At 50.7% G+C, this 15992-nt stretch carries 14 protein-coding genes, 1 pseudogene and 1 riboswitch; of the genes and pseudogenes, 10 read left to right on the top strand and 5 right to left on the bottom strand.

All coding sequences use genetic code 11. From position 1 onward, the window contains the following. Window positions 1-42: 42 nt before the first annotated feature. The 3 genes from C0Q44_RS02770 to C0Q44_RS02760 all read left to right on the top strand — a co-directional run bounded on the left by C0Q44_RS02770 (window position 43) and on the right by C0Q44_RS02760 (window position 2749). Complete coding sequence (locus tag C0Q44_RS02770; protein ID WP_105405953.1) at window positions 43-855, top strand: hypothetical protein; 813 nt, start codon at window positions 43-45, stop codon at window positions 853-855. Between the two features lie 315 nt (window positions 856-1170). Next, window positions 1171-2145, top strand: a complete 975-nt coding sequence (locus tag C0Q44_RS02765) for a M15 family metallopeptidase (protein WP_105405952.1) — start codon at window positions 1171-1173, stop codon at window positions 2143-2145. Between the two features lie 202 nt (window positions 2146-2347). Continuing rightward, entirely contained in the window at window positions 2348-2749 is a 402-nt protein-coding gene (locus C0Q44_RS02760; RefSeq protein ID WP_105405951.1) for a RidA family protein, read from the top strand. 154 nt (window positions 2750-2903) lie between these two features. Here the strand turns inward: C0Q44_RS02760 and C0Q44_RS02755 are convergent, their stop codons facing one another. Beyond that, window positions 2904-3974, bottom strand: coding sequence for a copper amine oxidase N-terminal domain-containing protein (locus C0Q44_RS02755; protein WP_105405950.1), 1071 nt, complete (start codon window positions 3972-3974; stop codon window positions 2904-2906). Between the two features lie 213 nt (window positions 3975-4187). On the opposite strand from C0Q44_RS02755, the gene C0Q44_RS02750 reads away from it, so the two are divergent. Continuing rightward, complete coding sequence (locus C0Q44_RS02750; protein WP_105405949.1) at window positions 4188-4664, top strand: GNAT family N-acetyltransferase; 477 nt, start codon at window positions 4188-4190, stop codon at window positions 4662-4664. A gap of 50 nt (window positions 4665-4714) precedes the next feature. Beyond that, window positions 4715-5784 (top strand): annotated as a pseudogene (locus tag C0Q44_RS02745) (Gfo/Idh/MocA family protein). 89 nt (window positions 5785-5873) lie between these two features. Here C0Q44_RS02745 and C0Q44_RS02740 read toward each other — a convergent pair. Beyond that, on the bottom strand, window positions 5874-6242 hold the full coding sequence (locus C0Q44_RS02740; RefSeq protein WP_105405948.1) for a hypothetical protein: 369 nt from the start codon (window positions 6240-6242) through the stop codon (window positions 5874-5876). Between the two features lie 177 nt (window positions 6243-6419). Then, entirely contained in the window at window positions 6420-9071 is a 2652-nt protein-coding gene (locus C0Q44_RS02735) for a UvrD-helicase domain-containing protein (protein ID WP_105405947.1), read from the bottom strand. A gap of 355 nt (window positions 9072-9426) precedes the next feature. Between C0Q44_RS02735 and C0Q44_RS02730 the strand changes: the two genes are divergently transcribed. Together C0Q44_RS02730 and C0Q44_RS02725 are read left to right on the top strand one after the other, a co-directional pair. Then, window positions 9427-10242, top strand: a complete 816-nt coding sequence (locus C0Q44_RS02730) for a zinc ribbon domain-containing protein (protein ID WP_105405946.1) — start codon at window positions 9427-9429, stop codon at window positions 10240-10242. A 68-nt stretch (window positions 10243-10310) separates the two neighbouring features. Next, window positions 10311-11117: a TrmB family transcriptional regulator gene (locus C0Q44_RS02725; protein ID WP_105405945.1), complete on the top strand. Its 807-nt coding sequence runs from the start codon at window positions 10311-10313 to the stop codon at window positions 11115-11117. 271 nt (window positions 11118-11388) lie between these two features. On the opposite strand, the gene C0Q44_RS02720 is transcribed toward C0Q44_RS02725, so the two are convergent. Then, complete coding sequence (locus tag C0Q44_RS02720) at window positions 11389-12024, bottom strand: NUDIX hydrolase (protein WP_105405944.1); 636 nt, start codon at window positions 12022-12024, stop codon at window positions 11389-11391. Window positions 12025-12103: 79 nt separating this feature from the next. Between C0Q44_RS02720 and C0Q44_RS02715 the strand changes: the two genes are divergently transcribed. Further along, window positions 12104-12406 carry a hypothetical protein gene (locus C0Q44_RS02715; RefSeq protein ID WP_105405943.1) on the top strand — a complete coding sequence of 101 codons (303 nt, stop codon included), beginning with the start codon at window positions 12104-12106 and terminating at the stop codon, window positions 12404-12406. A gap of 229 nt (window positions 12407-12635) precedes the next feature. On the opposite strand, the gene mscL is transcribed toward C0Q44_RS02715, so the two are convergent. Continuing rightward, the gene (mscL, locus tag C0Q44_RS02710; protein WP_258166143.1) at window positions 12636-13157 is read right to left on the bottom strand and encodes a large conductance mechanosensitive channel protein MscL; all 522 of its coding nucleotides are present in this window, start codon (window positions 13155-13157) and stop codon (window positions 12636-12638) included. A gap of 242 nt (window positions 13158-13399) precedes the next feature. Next, window positions 13400-13499: riboswitch (purine riboswitch) on the top strand. A gap of 293 nt (window positions 13500-13792) precedes the next feature. On the opposite strand from mscL, the gene C0Q44_RS02705 reads away from it, so the two are divergent. Then, window positions 13793-14380 (top strand): xanthine phosphoribosyltransferase, encoded by a 588-nt coding sequence (locus C0Q44_RS02705; RefSeq protein WP_105405942.1) that lies wholly within the window; start codon window positions 13793-13795, stop codon window positions 14378-14380. 1 nt (window position 14381) lies between these two features. Further along, window positions 14382-15743 carry a nucleobase:cation symporter-2 family protein gene (locus tag C0Q44_RS02700; protein ID WP_105405941.1) on the top strand — a complete coding sequence of 454 codons (1362 nt, stop codon included), beginning with the start codon at window positions 14382-14384 and terminating at the stop codon, window positions 15741-15743. Window positions 15744-15992 lie beyond the last annotated feature (249 nt).

Raw genomic sequence — 15992 nt, 5'->3', positions numbered from 1 at the left:
GGCATATCAGGGGAATATAGTAGTTGAGAAAGGGGGATTGTTGTGAGTGAAAAATGGAAAATCGAGCTGCACATGTCCCCCGGTGGATGGACAGCGGAAGTGAATACAACAGCGGATGCGGGACATGATGCGTCCGCTTCCGCTGATGCAGTCGAGAACGGAACAGCCATTTCAGGGCTGTTCACGGTCACAGGCACGCTGCCGCAGCTGAGCGAAGGCCAGCGCGAGGCTGTGCTTGCCCAGCTGCGCAAGCGCCCGCTGGCGCTGTACGCCCTGCTGCGCGGCGGCCCGGCGCCCGAGGAGCTCGCCGGGCTGCTGCCCGCTGCGCCCGAGGGCTTGCCAGGCGCAGCAGCAACGGCCAGCGCGGCCGTGGCATGCACCTGCGGCCGCACGGGCTGCGCGCATGCCGCGGCCGCTGAGCGCGCCGTAGCTGCGCGCCTCGCGGCTGAGCCGCTGCTGCAGCTGGCACACGCCGGCTTGCCGCGCGAAGCGCTGCTTGCCGGCGTGCTGGGGACATGGGCGGAGGAACTCGCCCATGATCCCAGCGGCCCCGGCCGCGCAGCGGAAACGGCTGGCCGCCCGCAGGTGCGCGGCGGCGAAGGCGGCGCAGCCGTCGGCGAGTGGATCGCCGAGGCCGCCGCGGACGGCGCCATGCACCAGCCGGGGCCGGGCTTTGGCGCCATTGAGGTGCATCTGGCGAAGCCGGGCAAGGCCCCGGCTCTGCCAGAGCTGACCGCGCTGATGCCGGGCGTGCCGGCCACCGCAGGTCTGGATTTGATCCGCGAGCGTGTAGCCGCGCGGATGTGGCAGGCTGTCCAGAAGAAGAAGAAGAAGGACAGCCCGGCAACCAAATGATGCACCCATCAAAACAAGCGGGGGAGATCTTAGATCACCCCCGCTTGTTTTGATGGTGATATGCATCGCTGTAATGCCGCTATTTTTTGGAAATGGTCAGGTGAATTCCTCGTTCACATCTGTTGTGTACAACTCTGGGATGTTACTTTAAAAGTCCAAAAAACGATCATACAAGCTGCACAGTCCGTATATGTTCACCCGGATCTCTTCTAAAGGAGGTCTTTACCGGTGGAGCTTCGCTTCCAATTAAGGTATACTGTCGCAGGGAAGACTGCCAATGAACATCATATATACTATTGCGATAGGAGTTTTATTATGAAATTACGTACAGGAAGACAGCGCCGCATGGTGGTTATGCTGTCCTCATTGATGATATGTGGGGCACTGCTTGCCGCTTGCCAGAACGGATCGGGCACAGAGGATGGCCAGAATCCGAATGGAGCAGGAAACACACAACAAGAGTCGGATGGTACCACGGTTCATTTGACGGAGGACAAAGGAACGGATGGCGAGAATGCTGGTGCGGATGATGCTTCATCTCCAGACAATAGCGGTGATGGCACGAACAGCGAGTCAGGTAATACTTTTGCAGGCGAAGAGCAGGGTTCTTCAGACGCTGGCAGTGGGGCTACTGCCGAAGATCCATTGATGGAGGAACGCAGTGTTAGCGCACTGCAAACGACCATTGATGCACAATCCGTAGTGACCAACGCTAAGGCCATGACGGTCATCGTGAACAAGCAACGCAGCTTGCCTGAGGGCTACGAGCCCGACGATCTGGTGGAGCCGAATGTACCGTTCTCCTTCGACGAACCACATGAGAAACGGCATATGCGCAAGGAAGCTGCCGCGGCGCTGGAGAAGCTGTTCGCAGGTGCAAAAGCGGACGGCATTGAGCTTCGTGCGGTGTCCGGTTATCGTTCATATCAGCGCCAGGTGTCCATCTACAACAACAATGTCAAAACCAAAGGTCAAGAATACACGGATCGTGTGAGCTCTGTGCCAGGCAGAAGCGAACATCAGACCGGTCTTGCCATTGATGTATCCAGCCCAAGTGTGGGCAATGTGCTGGAAGAAGTATTCGGAACATCGAAGGAAGGTCAGTGGCTGGCTGAACATGCGGCGGAGTATGGATACATCATTCGTTATCTGCAAGGCGAGGAAGATGTGACAGGTTACGTCTACGAACCTTGGCATATCCGGTATGTTGGTACTGATTTGGCACCAGACGTAGTGAAAAGTGGATTGACACTTGAAGAATACTTTGACGAGGCTAATATCAAACTGTAATTTGGACCTTTCATTCAAGCCCTCTGAACGAGCCAACCTTAATCAAGGTAACGGGTATTTCGTTCAGGGGATTTTTGCGTTCGATAAGTTCAATAATTAAGGTCGAATTAAGCCTCATTCCGTTGCCTGAGACGATGGTAGACTGATATAATTCATCTTTAATCAGAACACAAAATTACATAACAAAGCGAGGGGTAGCAGAATGAGCAGACAGCAGGTATTCACCGGTTCACCCTGGGAACCGCTGGTGGGATATTGTCGTGCCATCCGAGTAGGTAACCGGATTGAAGTGGCGGGCACAACGGCGATGCAAGATGGTGTGGTTGTTGGTGCAGGTGATCCGTATGCACAGACGAGATTTATTTTGCAGACGATCGAGAATGCACTGAAGGAGCTGGGTGCAGATATGTCACATGTGGTGAGAACTCGTATGTTTGTAACTGATATCTCTCGGTGGGAAGAAGTTGGCAAGGCTCACGGTGAATATTTTGGACAGATCCAGCCTGTAGCCACGATGGTTGAAGTGAGCGCACTCATTGATCCTTTGCTGATGGTTGAGATTGAAGCTGAAGCGATCCTTGAGGTCGAAGTCAAGCCGGAGTAGTTACATGATATAAAGAAAGCCCAAATCAGGACTCGCCTGAAATACGGAACAAAAAATAACCTTACCCATGCCTGTCAGAAGACAGAAGGGTAAGGTTATTTTGGATCTTGCAGTAATCAACAAGACGTTAGTTCGACCGTTTTCTCTTACCGTGTTATTTCGCTTCTGGCTGTACGGCCGGAGCTTCCACAACCACTTTCCAGGCTGTTCCGATTGGGGGCAAGCTACGTGTCAGCACAGGGCTGTAGAACCCGATAACTTTGGCTCCTGTAGTCAGTTCTTCAGCTTTCACCGCTTCACCTTCCTGATTCACGAGCATGGTATCTTTATTGATATTCAGTACAACATGGTCAGGAGCTGTTTCGGTTAAACGTGTACCTGTAATCTCAATCTGTGAGATGCTTCCATTATCTGTTTTTACATGATCAATCGTACCTGCTGTGCCCAAAATGTCTTTGGGCTGAGTTGCCGACTCGGAAGTCGTATCGAGTACAGTCACTTGATAAGTCGGCGTTTGTGGTGGCAGACTGCGGGTAGTGATCTGGGAATGCTCAGCCTCCACGTTCATGCCGATGGACAGATCGGTAAGTGCGATCTCTTTTCCCTCTGCCGAGATGAATTTCGTATCTTCATTTAAGTTGAGCACAATACCATCCAGGCCCGCACCACCAATTTGGATAGACTTATAGTCATCCTGGTTTGAAATTCGGGTAATTACGCCTCGTTCGGTAACCGTCTTCACGTCCTCTTCACTGGAGATGGCAATTTGATTTCCCGTTGTTTTCACTTGTGCATGCAGTACTTTTTCGGCAAAAGAAACCGGGACGTACAATTTTCCGCTCGTAATTTCGGGCGCTGTACCCAGGGTGAGCAGCATTTTATTCACGGAATATTGATCTTTGCCTGTGATCACCTGTGTCCAGAGAGTACCTCGGGTCAGCTCAGCGGTTTTGTTTTCTTTGTTCCACGCAAGTTCAATGCCGAGTGCCTCAGTAAGATCACGCAGCGGGATCATGGCTACTTTGCCATCCTTGTTCCAGTAACCATCGGAAATCGCTGCACTATTCACGGATACGTTAATTGCCTTATTCATGTCGCTATCGGCGGATACGGATGTCTGATGGACGGGTTTTGTGTTGTCCAGTGTTGCTGCATAAGCGGCTCCACCACCCAGGGCCATGGATAGGGCCATCAGAGCACTTACTTTTTTCATGTTGTTGTTCATCAATATTCATCCCTTCTAATCGGAGTACTGACGCGGTAAAATCTTCCTTAGGCCGCGCTTCAAGTTCATAGACGGGACAAATCGTCTCAGTGTTGCAGTTGGCATGCAATGAATATAAGCGGGATGTTAGTTTAGATTTGAAATATCGCTTGTATTACAGGTTATCGGCAGCTGGATCAGGTTAATTTCAAGTACAAGGAGGGAACGAATTAGATGAGTGATATGTTGGTAGCGCTCTATCGTTTGCCAGAACAGCAGAGTGGACTGAGAAAGCTGGAGGAATCCTCCATTGTGATTCGAAGAGCTATTGCCCCAGAGAAGCAGCTTGTGCTGGATTGGGTAAGATCACATTTTAGCCAGGCTTGGGTGGATGAATGTGAGGTCGCTTTTGCACGCCAGCCCGTGTCCTGTTATATCGCGGTTGAGCATGGCACAATGATTGGCTTTGCCTGTTACGAAGTAACATGTCGCAACTTCTTCGGCCCGACAGGCGTGAACCAGGATGCAAGGGGCAAGGGTGTGGGTACGGCTTTGTTACTGGCTTGTATGCATGCGATGAAGGCAGATGGTTACGGTTATGCCATTATCGGATCAGCGGGACCTGTGGATTTCTACGCGCGAACGTTGGGTGCAGTGAAGATTGAAAATTCAACGCCGGGTATTTACGAAGGCATGCTGCGGGCAGACTAGACGATAATGAGGTTGTTCTGGAAGTTGTGGAGAAGGAAGGGAGGACGATGATGAGCACGAAACAAATGCTACACATTGGAATGATCGGTACAGGATCAATCTCGGATCTTCATATGAGGTGTTATGCCAAAAACGAGGATGCTGTCATCTATGCCATCTGCGATCTGAACGAAGAACGGGCTAAAGCTGCGGCACAGAAGTATGATGCCCAATCCGTCTACACCGATTATCGGGAGATGCTGGAGGACCCTCATGTGGATGCTGTCAGTATCTGTACCTGGAACAATACACATGCGGAATTTGCTATTGCTGCATTGGAGGCAGGCAAGCATGTACTGCTGGAGAAACCAGTGGCAACCCATGTGGAAGATGCACTGCGGATTGAAGAAGCGGTGAAGAAGAGCGGACGTACCTTTATCGTTGGGTTTGTGCGTCGTTATGATAACAATATGCAGATGATGCGCAGATTCATTGATGCCGGGGAGTTTGGAGAATTGTATTATGCCAAAGCTTCCATTCTGCGGCGTCTGGGTAATCCTGGCGGTTGGTTCGCAGACAAAAGCCGTTCCGGCGGTGGCCCCCTGATTGATCTGGGCGTACATATTATCGACCAATGCTGGTATCTCATGGGCAGGCCGAAACCCGTTTCGGTCAGTGGCAATACGTATCGAAAGCTGGGCAATCGTGCCCATATCGAACATCTTTCATTTTACAAGGCGGCCGACTACAGCTCAGTGGTGAATAACGTGGAAGACATGGCGAATGCGCTCATTCGCTTTGAGAACGGGGCATCGCTGGCGGTGGATGTGAGCTTTACCCTGCATGCCCGTGAGGATGAGTCGTTCGTGAAATTGTATGGCGAGCGTGGGGATTCGAGCTGGAGCCGCAAACGCTGATCGTTACCGAGAAACATGATACCATCCTGAACATCGAACCTCAGACGGACCATACCGGCCTTGATATTCATGGTGCGTTCCAGAACCAGATTGACCACTTTGTGGATTGCTGCCTGAACGGTACCGAGCCGATTAGCCCGATTGCGGATGGTGTGGCATCCACACGTATGTTGTGCGGAATCTACGAATCCGCTGCGAAGGGGCAGGAGATCAGGCTGGACTGAGTCCGTTTCACGTTGCAGTTGTCCTTCGTAGAACAAAAGCATGCGTTTTCCGCTTGTTGGGCGGCTACGCATGCTTTTTGAACGTGATGTCATTTATTCAGTGGTGAGTTCTCGTACCCGGGGTCATCGTAATCTGTATCTTGCAGCCTTGGAAGCACGTTCATGCTCTCAATTGCCTGCCGGGTATCCGTTGTGCCATGGTCGTAGAGAAAGGTGTACAGCAAGATCATGCCATCGGTAAATTGCTCATTCGCCTCATCATGGTCTGCTGATTTGTAGGGTACGGGAGCGCGTTGCAAGGTGTATGCATCGTCATCTTCCAGCACTTTCATCAGATCTTGCAATCGGGCTAACTGGTCGTCATCCACCAACACTGCAAATGGTGTAGATTCGTTCCGGGTTTGTTCAATAAGATGTTGAGTTACTGATACATACAGATGTCGTTTACCGTCCTGCACAATTCAACCTCCATTCCAAAATGGAAAAAAGACGCTTCTACTGTTAATAAACAGCAAAAAGCGCCCTGAAACGAACCACTACTTCGGTTATTTCACTTATCAAGGTGCTGGGTCACATCAGACACTCATTACCTTTGGCTTCCAAGTAGCTTGTTCATATCAATCAATTCCATCCATCTATCTCCCGAATCTACCCGTTACGGGAACCTGACGCGTACCCGCCTCCATCGATCCTGAACACAGGGGGCAGACGGGAGGGCCGGATGTTGCTTTTTTGGCTGTCTTCGCAGTAGGTACAGCCGGTTTCTGTCTTAACCACGCTTTGCATGTGGAAGAACTGCATTTCCAGACCGCAACAGTCTCTGTCGGTTCTGCCTTGCCTGAACGGGGGGAGGTTGCAGCGGTCTGACTCACAGCCGGGGTGCTGAAAGCCTTGTGGTTACGAATTTCACCGCTGCCGCGTCGTTCACTAAAGCGATCTTCGTCCCGTTCGTTGTGGACTTCATAGTCACGACGATCATGATGACTGATGACGCTGCGCTGAACCGAACGCCGTTGATCTGAACTCCGTGCCGAACTTTGCTGAACTGTATCTCGTGCATGTGTTTGAGAACCCGAACGGGCGTATGAGCCAGTTCCATTGCCGTTCAATTTCCCATTGGTGTTCCCGTTACCCTTCCAGTTCCCGCTGTCGTTACCGTAGGATGACTGGCTATTTGCCCGATACTCTTCCCCTGATTTGCGCTTGTCCGGAACTTCCACCCCGAAGGCTTCAAGCAGGAAGCGAGAGACATCCGCCGGCTTTCCGTGATGACTCGCTGGTGAGGTAACGTATAGGTACTGTTTGGCCCGGGTGATAGCAACGTAGGCAAGCCGGCGTTCTTCCTCCAGCGCCATGTCCAGTTCGGCGTCTGTCTGCTGCACAGCAAGCGCGGCTTTCTGGTCTTGGGGTATATCCTGGCGCAGAGCTGTACTGTGAGGCACAATCCCTTCACTGGCCCCGATCCAGTATACACAAGGGAACTCCAGCCCCTTGGCACGGTGAATGGTCATCAGTTGCACCGCGTCACTGTCCTGTGCACGGCGCAGAGATTCCATCTCACGGTGTCTGCGAGAGAGTTCATCCGCGAATTGAATGAACTCTTCCACGGTTTCGAATTTTTTGACAGCTGCTTCGAATTCGTCCAGTGTCTCCAGCATCGTTTCCTTATAATGGGTGAAGATGCTAGGATCACCACTTTCCATATATTTATCATAGAACTGACGGCGCATCTCCTGAATGGCAATGATCGGCTTCAGTTTGTGCAGTGATTTGATCAGCTTGATACGTTCCTTGACCTGTTCTTGCTGGAATGGTTTCAGCTTGTCCCACTTTGCCAAATGGATCAGAGGATATTTCTTCGCCTGTTGCTGCTCACAGCGCTGAATCCACTCCAGACCCGCATCCCGTGACACATACAGTGGTCCCAGTGCACTGGGTATAGCATCCATGGCGCGTGGGTCGAGGGACAGACGCATATGATCCATTAGGGGTCTGATGAGAGACTGATCATAGAACACCGGGGAAGCACCGTGTTGTACAAAAGGCACATCCTTGAGCACAAGCTGCTCGAATACAGCACGGCTGCTGCTGGCTGTCCGGTGCAGAATGGCGATATCGCGATAGGTGTGCTGCCCTTCTTCCACCTGTTGGCAGAGCTGGTTCACGACCCATGCCGCTTCTTCCTCCGTATTTGAGGGTGTCGCGAAGCGTGGCGCATCACCACGCTGGCCCGCTGCACGTAGCCGTTTATCACGTCTGCGTTTATTACGGGCGACCAGTTCACTGCCGAGTCCCAGAATGCGTGCATCACTGCGATAATTGATATCCAGCGTCACGATGCGTGCACCGGGGTATACTTTATCAAATTCCAGAATCGATTCCTGGCGTGCGCCATTAAACGTATAGATCGTCTGGTCATCGTCTCCTACAACCATCAGGTTGCGGTGGGCAGAAGCCAGCTTTTGCACAATCTCATATTGCAGATGATTCGTATCCTGGAATTCATCGACCATAATGTACTGGAAACGCTTCTGAAGCGGCCCCAGTACAGCAGGGTCGCGAAGCAGAGCGGCTGCGCGCAGCAAAATATCATCAAAGTCCATTTTGCCCCGATCCTGTTTCCAGGTCTCGTAACCAAGCAGAACACGCTTGGCATCGCGTTCTTCCTGCGATTTTTCAGGCAAGTCGGTGGTTTCCGATCCTTGCATCTTCCATGCAGATAGCATGGATAGCAGACTTTCAGGCTGAAAGGCTTCGCTCATGCCATTCTGACGCAGAAGCATCTTCAGTACGGTATGCTGAGCCCGTGACTCGCCAAAGATCTCTTCCTGTACACCATAATGACGTAGAAGTGTCAGGGCAAAAGAGTGGAAGGTACGAGCCTGCACGGCTCTCGCAGATGCTGGGCGTATGCCTGGCAATGCAGCGATCCGGTCTTTCATCTCGGTAGCAGCTTTGTTAGTGAACGTCACCAGCAGAATACTGCCTGCGTGTACGCCACTGACCTCCATGAGGTAGCCGGCTCTTGCAGCCAACACGGTCGTTTTGCCACAGCCGGCTCCGGCGAGCGTCAGAATGGGTCCTCTGCCGTGACGGACTGCCGAGATTTGTGGTGCGTTTAACTTGATGCCCACCTCTTCGAGAGAACGGAAATAGAAGGCATCCTGTTGATCTTCGCCCACGAGTTGCCGACTGGTCTCCAGCGGAGCAGACGGGGACTGGGGCAGGGACGCCGCCGGGGTGACCCCGAGCGGACGGGGGTAGAACGTTGAGTTCGGACTTAACATGTTTCATCCACCTCTGTATGCATTCAGGGATAGGACTATCCCAGTCAAAAGTAAGCCATTTGCCCTTTTCACAATCGCATTGTAAATTGGTATGATAGAGTTAGTCGCCTAATCAGGCGGTTAAGTATGGTCAAAGCTTCATTATACCCGAACATATGGTCTTGACGAAAGCCCCCGATTTCATCCAATATCGCCAACAGACGGGGCACTTACATGAATTTGCGCAACTTTTTGGCATCATATCGTATAAGTTATAGGCCTGAGCATTCTGCATGGATCGAATAATGTACAATGCTAACCTACTAAAAATTCAAATGATAATATTGGTTTTGACGGGACAGAGGAGGAATTGGCTATGAAACTGCTTCAGCGTATCAAAGACGGAGCGAACAAAGCAACAGAGCGTGCCCAGCACGCCGTTGAGATTGGGAAAATGAACAACCAGATTGTGGGCTTGCAACAGGAACAGGAAGTCCATTTTACAGATATGGGTCGCATCTTCTATGAGGGTTATCGGGCACAGGATATGACGCGAGCAGAGAAGGAGATGGTCGATCTGTCGCAACTGTGCGACGAATTGCAGGAGGAGATCGACGGTCTTCGCAACAAGATTGCACAGCTCAAGAATGAACGGTTGTGCGAGTGTGGACACGTCGCTTCCCTGGATGCTAACTTCTGCCCCAAATGTGGACGCAAGCTCGGTGAATTCAAGACCACAGGCGCGACTGTAGGAGCTACAGGGGCCGCTAAAGCTACGACAGCCGCGAGACAGGAGGCAGCTGTAGCCCAGACTCACAACCCGGAGCCGGACTTCTACGATGCGCCACCTGAAGTGGAACTGGAGGAAGACGAGCCGTATCACACCGTAATTCCGTCCATAGCGGATCTGGAGACGGAATCCGAATATAACAGTACGGAGTTTACCCAGGAAGAAAAGGAAGCGTTCGATGCAGAGTGGGAACGTCGCAGAGATGAAGAGATGCAACGGGAACGTGAGCGCCAGCAGGAGCTGGACGAACGTATTCGGTACTGGAAAGAAAATAATCCGATTGTGGATACGGTGGACGTACAGACCGAAGTGTCACGCGAGATGGTGAATTGTCAGATTTGTGCAGCGGAGCTGCCCAAAGGTTCCAAATGGTGCCCGCGCTGCGGTGCAGAACAGATCTGATGCAGTAGAAGTTCTGCCACATTCATCTGAGGCAGGGCTGGTTGCTGACAGCATGGGGGGACGGGAATATGGACCAACTGCTGCATCATTTGCGTCATCTCGGGTTTACCGAGATGGAATCTAAAATTATGGTGGAACTCGCCCGCCAGGGATCAGCTTCGGGATATGAGGTTGCCAAACGGCTGGGCGTGTCCCGTTCCAATGTATATGCGACCCTGCAACGGCTGGAACAGCGTGGGTTCTTGCGTTGTAGTCCGGGGGAACCTGCCAAGTATAGTGTGCTGAAGCCTGAGGAAATGACAAGCATGATCTCCGATCAGATGCGTACCTCTCTGGATTATGTTCAGAGCAGTATGCCCAAGAGTGAACCGGAGAGGCCTGTCTTCTATAACATCGAAGGTGACAAGAACGTGTTTGAGAATCTGAGTCGTGAATTGGCCGGGGCTCAGCATGAGATTGTTGTAGACGTCTGGCGTGAAGAGGCAGAGCTGCTGCGCAATGATTTGAAGCAGGCTGAAGCTCGCGGAGTGCGGCTCTTATGGTCGTGTGATGGCGGCGAAGGCATGCTCGATCAGCCTGTGCCTTGGCCGGGGTTGCCTTTGCATGGCACAGGTAATGGTCGGAAGTTCTCCCTGGTGGTGGATCGTCGCTGGTGCATGCTGGGCATGCGCGGGGAATCATGCGCTACACAGGCCGTGGTTACGGAGCATCCCGTAATGACTGGGCTATTGCTGAATCATTTTGCTCAAGACCTGGTGTTGTACGAACTGGAGCAGGATATGGGTGAGGAACTGGAGTCACGATATGGGCACCGGTACGAAAATCTCTCTGCACGTTACTGGTCTTCTCCTTCAGGAGAGGATGACCAGAGCTAGGCAGCGCGGTGACTAATCCTCATCGGACGGAGTGAACATGCCAGCACAATGTATCTTTCTTGATGAAACGAATGTGTGTGTACATCGAACAGGCGCTGCCCGAGAGGCAGACGCCTGTTTATGCTGAATTTGAGATATGACAGTGATATTCATCACAGCATCTGTTTCCAGTCAGGTGAATAGTTAAGGGTATGAAGTGATGCTATTTTTGAGAAAATGAAGCTATGAACATTCGATTGAACTGGATCGGGTTGAACAGGATTGTACATGATCAATCTTTGGGCACGTGATACAGAGCTTCCAGCACGTCCGTATAATAAACTGTGCCATGGGGTACGAATTCTTTTGCCCGGATCTCGCGAACGATACGTTCGGATTCACCCGATGGAGTCTGAACTCCGGTAGCTTGAATGACGTCAATTTCATTACGAAACAAGGCGAGCAGATCATCCAACGGCACTTCATAGAGGCTGTCCACCTCGCTGGGTTGCAGAACATAAGCTTCGAGAGGCTGGTTGAGACATAGTCCATAGACCGCGCTGAATTCCCGATCTACGAATGGAACACCTCGGACCTCTCCCTGGAGCTGCTGTGTAGCCGTGAGTAGATAGGTTAGTGCATTGAATGGAGCATTCACACCCAATTCTTCCTCCAGCTCACGACTGGCGTCTTGCAGTTGCTCACCAGCCGTGAGATGACCTGCTGCTGTAATGTCATAACATCCGGGAAAGGTATCCTTAATTTCACGCCGCCGCTGAAAAAGGACCCGTCGTTGCTCGCCTTCGTCACGCACGATCCAGCAGTGAAATGAACGGTGCCAATATCCGTTGGCATGGACCTCACTGCGAAGTGCTGTACCGATCCAATGTTGCTGATCGTCATAAATGTCGAAACGTTCTGGGGTCATGAAACGTATCTCCTTATATAGCCGATTTTAAAGTTCATAATTTCACAAAGTATGTTGTAAACGAAAGGGGAACGATCGTATGGAATGCATTGTACACTTTCAGGTGATTTATCCGCAACCGCAGGAGCGTAAAAGTCTTAGAGGACTTATATTTGTAGGGCAAGGTCAGGAACCGGCTAACAGTCAGTTAACTACCATGTTTAAGGATATGGGATTCAATGTACGTATGGAAGACGAGGCCCAATTGTTATTCAAGCCAGTGGATGCTTCGGCAACCTTTGAATATATTCGCGTAACAGAGCTTGATACCGGCGAGGAAGTCTACAAAGAAGATAAGGATTTGAAGTCGGTCCTGGAGCATTTGCTACCACGCCGTTTCTAATGGGTGTCATGTGTGGAGATGAAGTTCATAGGTGAAACATACGTCTGGATGTCTTAAAAAAAGGCCCACCTTTACGGTGGAACCTTTAAGCATTGTAGCATTGTATTGAATTATTGCGTAGCCTGTATGGCTGGCTTTTCATACATAACACCTAGCATGATGGAAGATGTTTACATCAGGGTTTTATATCAGGAAACCATTCTGGTGGGTGATGGAACCCTGATGGTGTTTACGCCAGAGCGCCGGTGCCTTCAGCTTCAAGCTCGGATGTACAGTGCGAGCAGCGGGTAGCCGCGGCTGGAATCTCGGACAGGCAGTATTTGCAAGCCTTAGTCGTCTTTTGCGGCTCAGGCTTTTTGTGTTCTTTACTTTTGAGATAATTGATACCCTTAACGAGCATGAAGATACAGAAGGCAACGATGATGAAATCAATCATGACGTTAATGAACTGCCCATAAGCAATAACGGTTGCACCAGCTTCATTCGCTTGAGCCAGTGTGGTGATATCCTGCCCGTTCGCTGTTTTAATATCCCCGTCCAGGTTGATGATTTTCTGACTGAAGTCAATTCCCCCCATAAGTTTTCCAACCGGAGGCATAATAATATCATTCACGAGGGACGTGACGATCTTACCAAAAGCAGCCCCGATAATGACACCGACCGCCAGATCGATGACGTTGCCGCGGACGGCAAATTCTTTAAACTCTTTAAATACGCCTTTCATGTCTACATATCTCCTTTGATCATTCATTTCAAAATATAGGCCGCGCTTCCAACCATTCTCCGTTCGGACACGCGCTTCCGTTCTCATATTGTACATAAAAAATGGTTTCCAATCACCCCTTGTTTGCAAATTAATACAAGTTTCCGCAACTTCCATGAAAATACTTCTTTATTTCATGGCGATGATTCGGTATACTTCTAACATTGTCAGTTACGTTTACACTTTTATATTCAGGTTCGCGATCATAGATTGTACGAATCATGGAGCCCAAAATTAAATATGCCGTTACTCGTATATGTGCAGGAATAGGCCTGCATGTCTCTACCTGATCACCGGAATGATCGGACTACGGGAAATGCTGCAACGCTTTTTAGGGATAAGGCAGAGAGGTTCTCGTGCTCATGGTTTAGGTAACATGGGTGTGTGGTCAGTGTTATTCCTGTTCTGAATGGAATGATCTGAGAGGTATGCCTTGTGTGTACACTCGACCTTCAATTATTCATTTGCAGCATCACGCGGCTTGTCCACATACGTACAAGTCCGTCTTTCCCGTCTCCGGTCCTTCCGCAGCGTGTGAAAAGGCGGGCTTTTTGTTTTTTTACTATGAGGTTGGATTAGCATGCAGGCAATTGCACGAGGGCATTTCAGGAGGAAGAATCACGATGCAATTGTTAAAAGACAAAGTAAGACAGGAAGGCATTGTCCTGTCCGAGCAGGTACTCAAAGTGGACTCATTCCTGAACCACCAGATGGACCCGGTTCTGATGAAGGAAGTGGGCAAGGAGTTCATTCGTCGCTTTGAAGGAGAGAACATCACGCGTGTGCTGACGATTGAATCGTCAGGCATCGCACCCGGTATCATGACGGCATTGGAGCTGAATGTGCCGCTGATTTTTGCGCGGAAGCAGAAGTCACTCACACTGACGGAAGATATTCTGGTGGAGAAGGTTTATTCCTTCACGAAGCAGGAGACGAATGAAATTACCGTTGCCAAGAAATTCATGAAGCCTGGTGATCGTGTACTAATCATTGATGATTTTCTGGCGAATGGGGAAGCGGCATTTGGTTTGGCACGTATTGTCGAGCAAGTTGGAGCTGAAGTGGTTGGCATCGGAATCGTCATTGAAAAAGCATTTCAACCGGGAGGTCGCTTGCTGAAGGAAGCGGGTTACCGTGTGGAATCGCTGGTTCGCATTGGAGCACTGTCCGATGGACAGGTTACTTTTGCGGACGAGGAGGGCGTGAACTAATATGGCACGCGAACGTATTTTCCAGCGACATCGACACCCGATTAAAACTTTCTCGCTTGGACTTCAACACGTCCTTGCCATGTATGCTGGAGCCGTTGTAGTTCCGCTGATTGTCAGTAACGCCTTGGGCTTTACACAGGAACAACTCACGTATTTGATTGCCATCGACCTGCTCGCCTGTGGTGTAGCTACACTACTCCAGGTCTGGGGGAATAAATACTTCGGCGTAGGGCTGCCTGTCATGCTCGGCTGTGCATTCCAAGCCGTGTCTCCGATGATTCTAATCGGTATGAACAGCGGCGTATCCGCCATATATGGTGCGATCATTGCATCAGGGCTGTTCGTATTGATCTTCTCCGGCCTCTTCGGTAAGCTCATTCGCCTCTTTCCTCCGGTGGTAACAGGTTCGGTCGTGACCATTATTGGTTTGACGCTCATACCGGTTGCTTTCCACGATCTGGGCGGCGGACAGGGTGCAGCGGACTTTGGAAGCGGGCGTAATCTGATGCTTGGTTTCGGTGTGCTGCTCTTTATTATTCTGATGACTCGTTTCACCACTGGGTTTATCCGTTCCATTTCAGTACTGATTGGTCTGCTCGTGGGTACGGTCGCAGCCTGGTTGATGGGCGAAGTTAACTTTGCTCCAATTCGTGATGCGAGCTGGTTCCACGTGGTGCAGCCATTTTACTTCGGCAGGCCGACATTTGAACTTGTTCCGATTCTGACGATGATTCTGGTGGCGATTGTCAGCGTGGCCGAGTCCACAGGTGTATTTATGGCTCTGGGCAAAATCATGGACAAGGACCTGTCTTCCAAGGATCTGGCGCGCGGATATCGTGCGGAGGGGCTGGCGATTGTGCTGGGTGGTATTTTTAACTCGTTCCCTTATACGACCTATTCGCAAAATGTAGGGCTTGTCCAGATGACACGTGTGAAGACGCGTGATGTTATTGTAGTGGCGGGTGGACTCTTGGTCGTTATCGGATTTGTACCTAAGATTGCGGCGCTTGCACAGCTTGTACCAGGGGCAGTTCTTGGCGGAGCCATGGTAGCCTTGTTCGGCATGGTAGTTTCATCCGGCATTCGAATTATCGGTACTCAGGTCGATCTGAACCGTCATGAGAATCTGTTTGTTATTGCGTGTTCCGTAGGCATGGGTCTGGGAGTTACGGTTGTGCCTGAGTTGTTCGCAGGGGCACCGGACTGGGCGCAGATTATGCTCGGTAACGGCATCATTGCCGGTAGCTTTACGGCGATCTTCATGAACCTGCTGTTTAACGGTCTTGGTACCCCGGAAACGGCCGCCAAGATGGCTGAACAACAAGCAGATGCGATCCTTGGAGAGACTGGAAAGTCGGCTTAATCAGCTGGATTCGAGTTATCATCCAGCATCATTGTTATGTTAACTGCTATATATAGATGCTTAACAGGATGAATATTGAAGCAGGTTAATACATGATGATATACAGCATGAATGGTTTAGGACATACATCATTTATGCTATGAATGTTTAATGAATGCGAAACACCGAAGACACAGGCTCAACAGAGTCGTGTTTTCGGTGTTTTTTGCTTGGTTTGGCAGTAATACAGACTCTCAGTGTATCTAGAGC

The organism is Paenibacillus sp. PCH8, assembly GCF_002968835.1.
GTDB lineage: Bacteria > Bacillota > Bacilli > Paenibacillales > Paenibacillaceae > Paenibacillus.
This window is presented reverse-complemented; position numbering and strand designations above follow the sequence as displayed.

Coding starts and splice junctions, on each gene's coding strand:
- C0Q44_RS02705 (WP_105405942.1), top strand. CDS start 13,793: ATGCAATTGTTAAAAGACAAAGTAAGACAGGAAGGCATTGTCCTGTCC.
- mscL (WP_258166143.1), bottom strand. CDS start 13,157: ATGAATGATCAAAGGAGATATGTAGACATGAAAGGCGTATTTAAAGAG.
- C0Q44_RS02735 (WP_105405947.1), bottom strand. CDS start 9,071: ATGTTAAGTCCGAACTCAACGTTCTACCCCCGTCCGCTCGGGGTCACC.
- C0Q44_RS02750 (WP_105405949.1), top strand. CDS start 4,188: ATGAGTGATATGTTGGTAGCGCTCTATCGTTTGCCAGAACAGCAGAGT.
- C0Q44_RS02715 (WP_105405943.1), top strand. CDS start 12,104: ATGGAATGCATTGTACACTTTCAGGTGATTTATCCGCAACCGCAGGAG.
- C0Q44_RS02760 (WP_105405951.1), top strand. CDS start 2,348: ATGAGCAGACAGCAGGTATTCACCGGTTCACCCTGGGAACCGCTGGTG.
- C0Q44_RS02755 (WP_105405950.1), bottom strand. CDS start 3,974: ATGAACAACAACATGAAAAAAGTAAGTGCTCTGATGGCCCTATCCATG.
- C0Q44_RS02700 (WP_105405941.1), top strand. CDS start 14,382: ATGGCACGCGAACGTATTTTCCAGCGACATCGACACCCGATTAAAACT.
- C0Q44_RS02725 (WP_105405945.1), top strand. CDS start 10,311: ATGGACCAACTGCTGCATCATTTGCGTCATCTCGGGTTTACCGAGATG.
- C0Q44_RS02730 (WP_105405946.1), top strand. CDS start 9,427: ATGAAACTGCTTCAGCGTATCAAAGACGGAGCGAACAAAGCAACAGAG.
- C0Q44_RS02720 (WP_105405944.1), bottom strand. CDS start 12,024: ATGACCCCAGAACGTTTCGACATTTATGACGATCAGCAACATTGGATC.
- C0Q44_RS02765 (WP_105405952.1), top strand. CDS start 1,171: ATGAAATTACGTACAGGAAGACAGCGCCGCATGGTGGTTATGCTGTCC.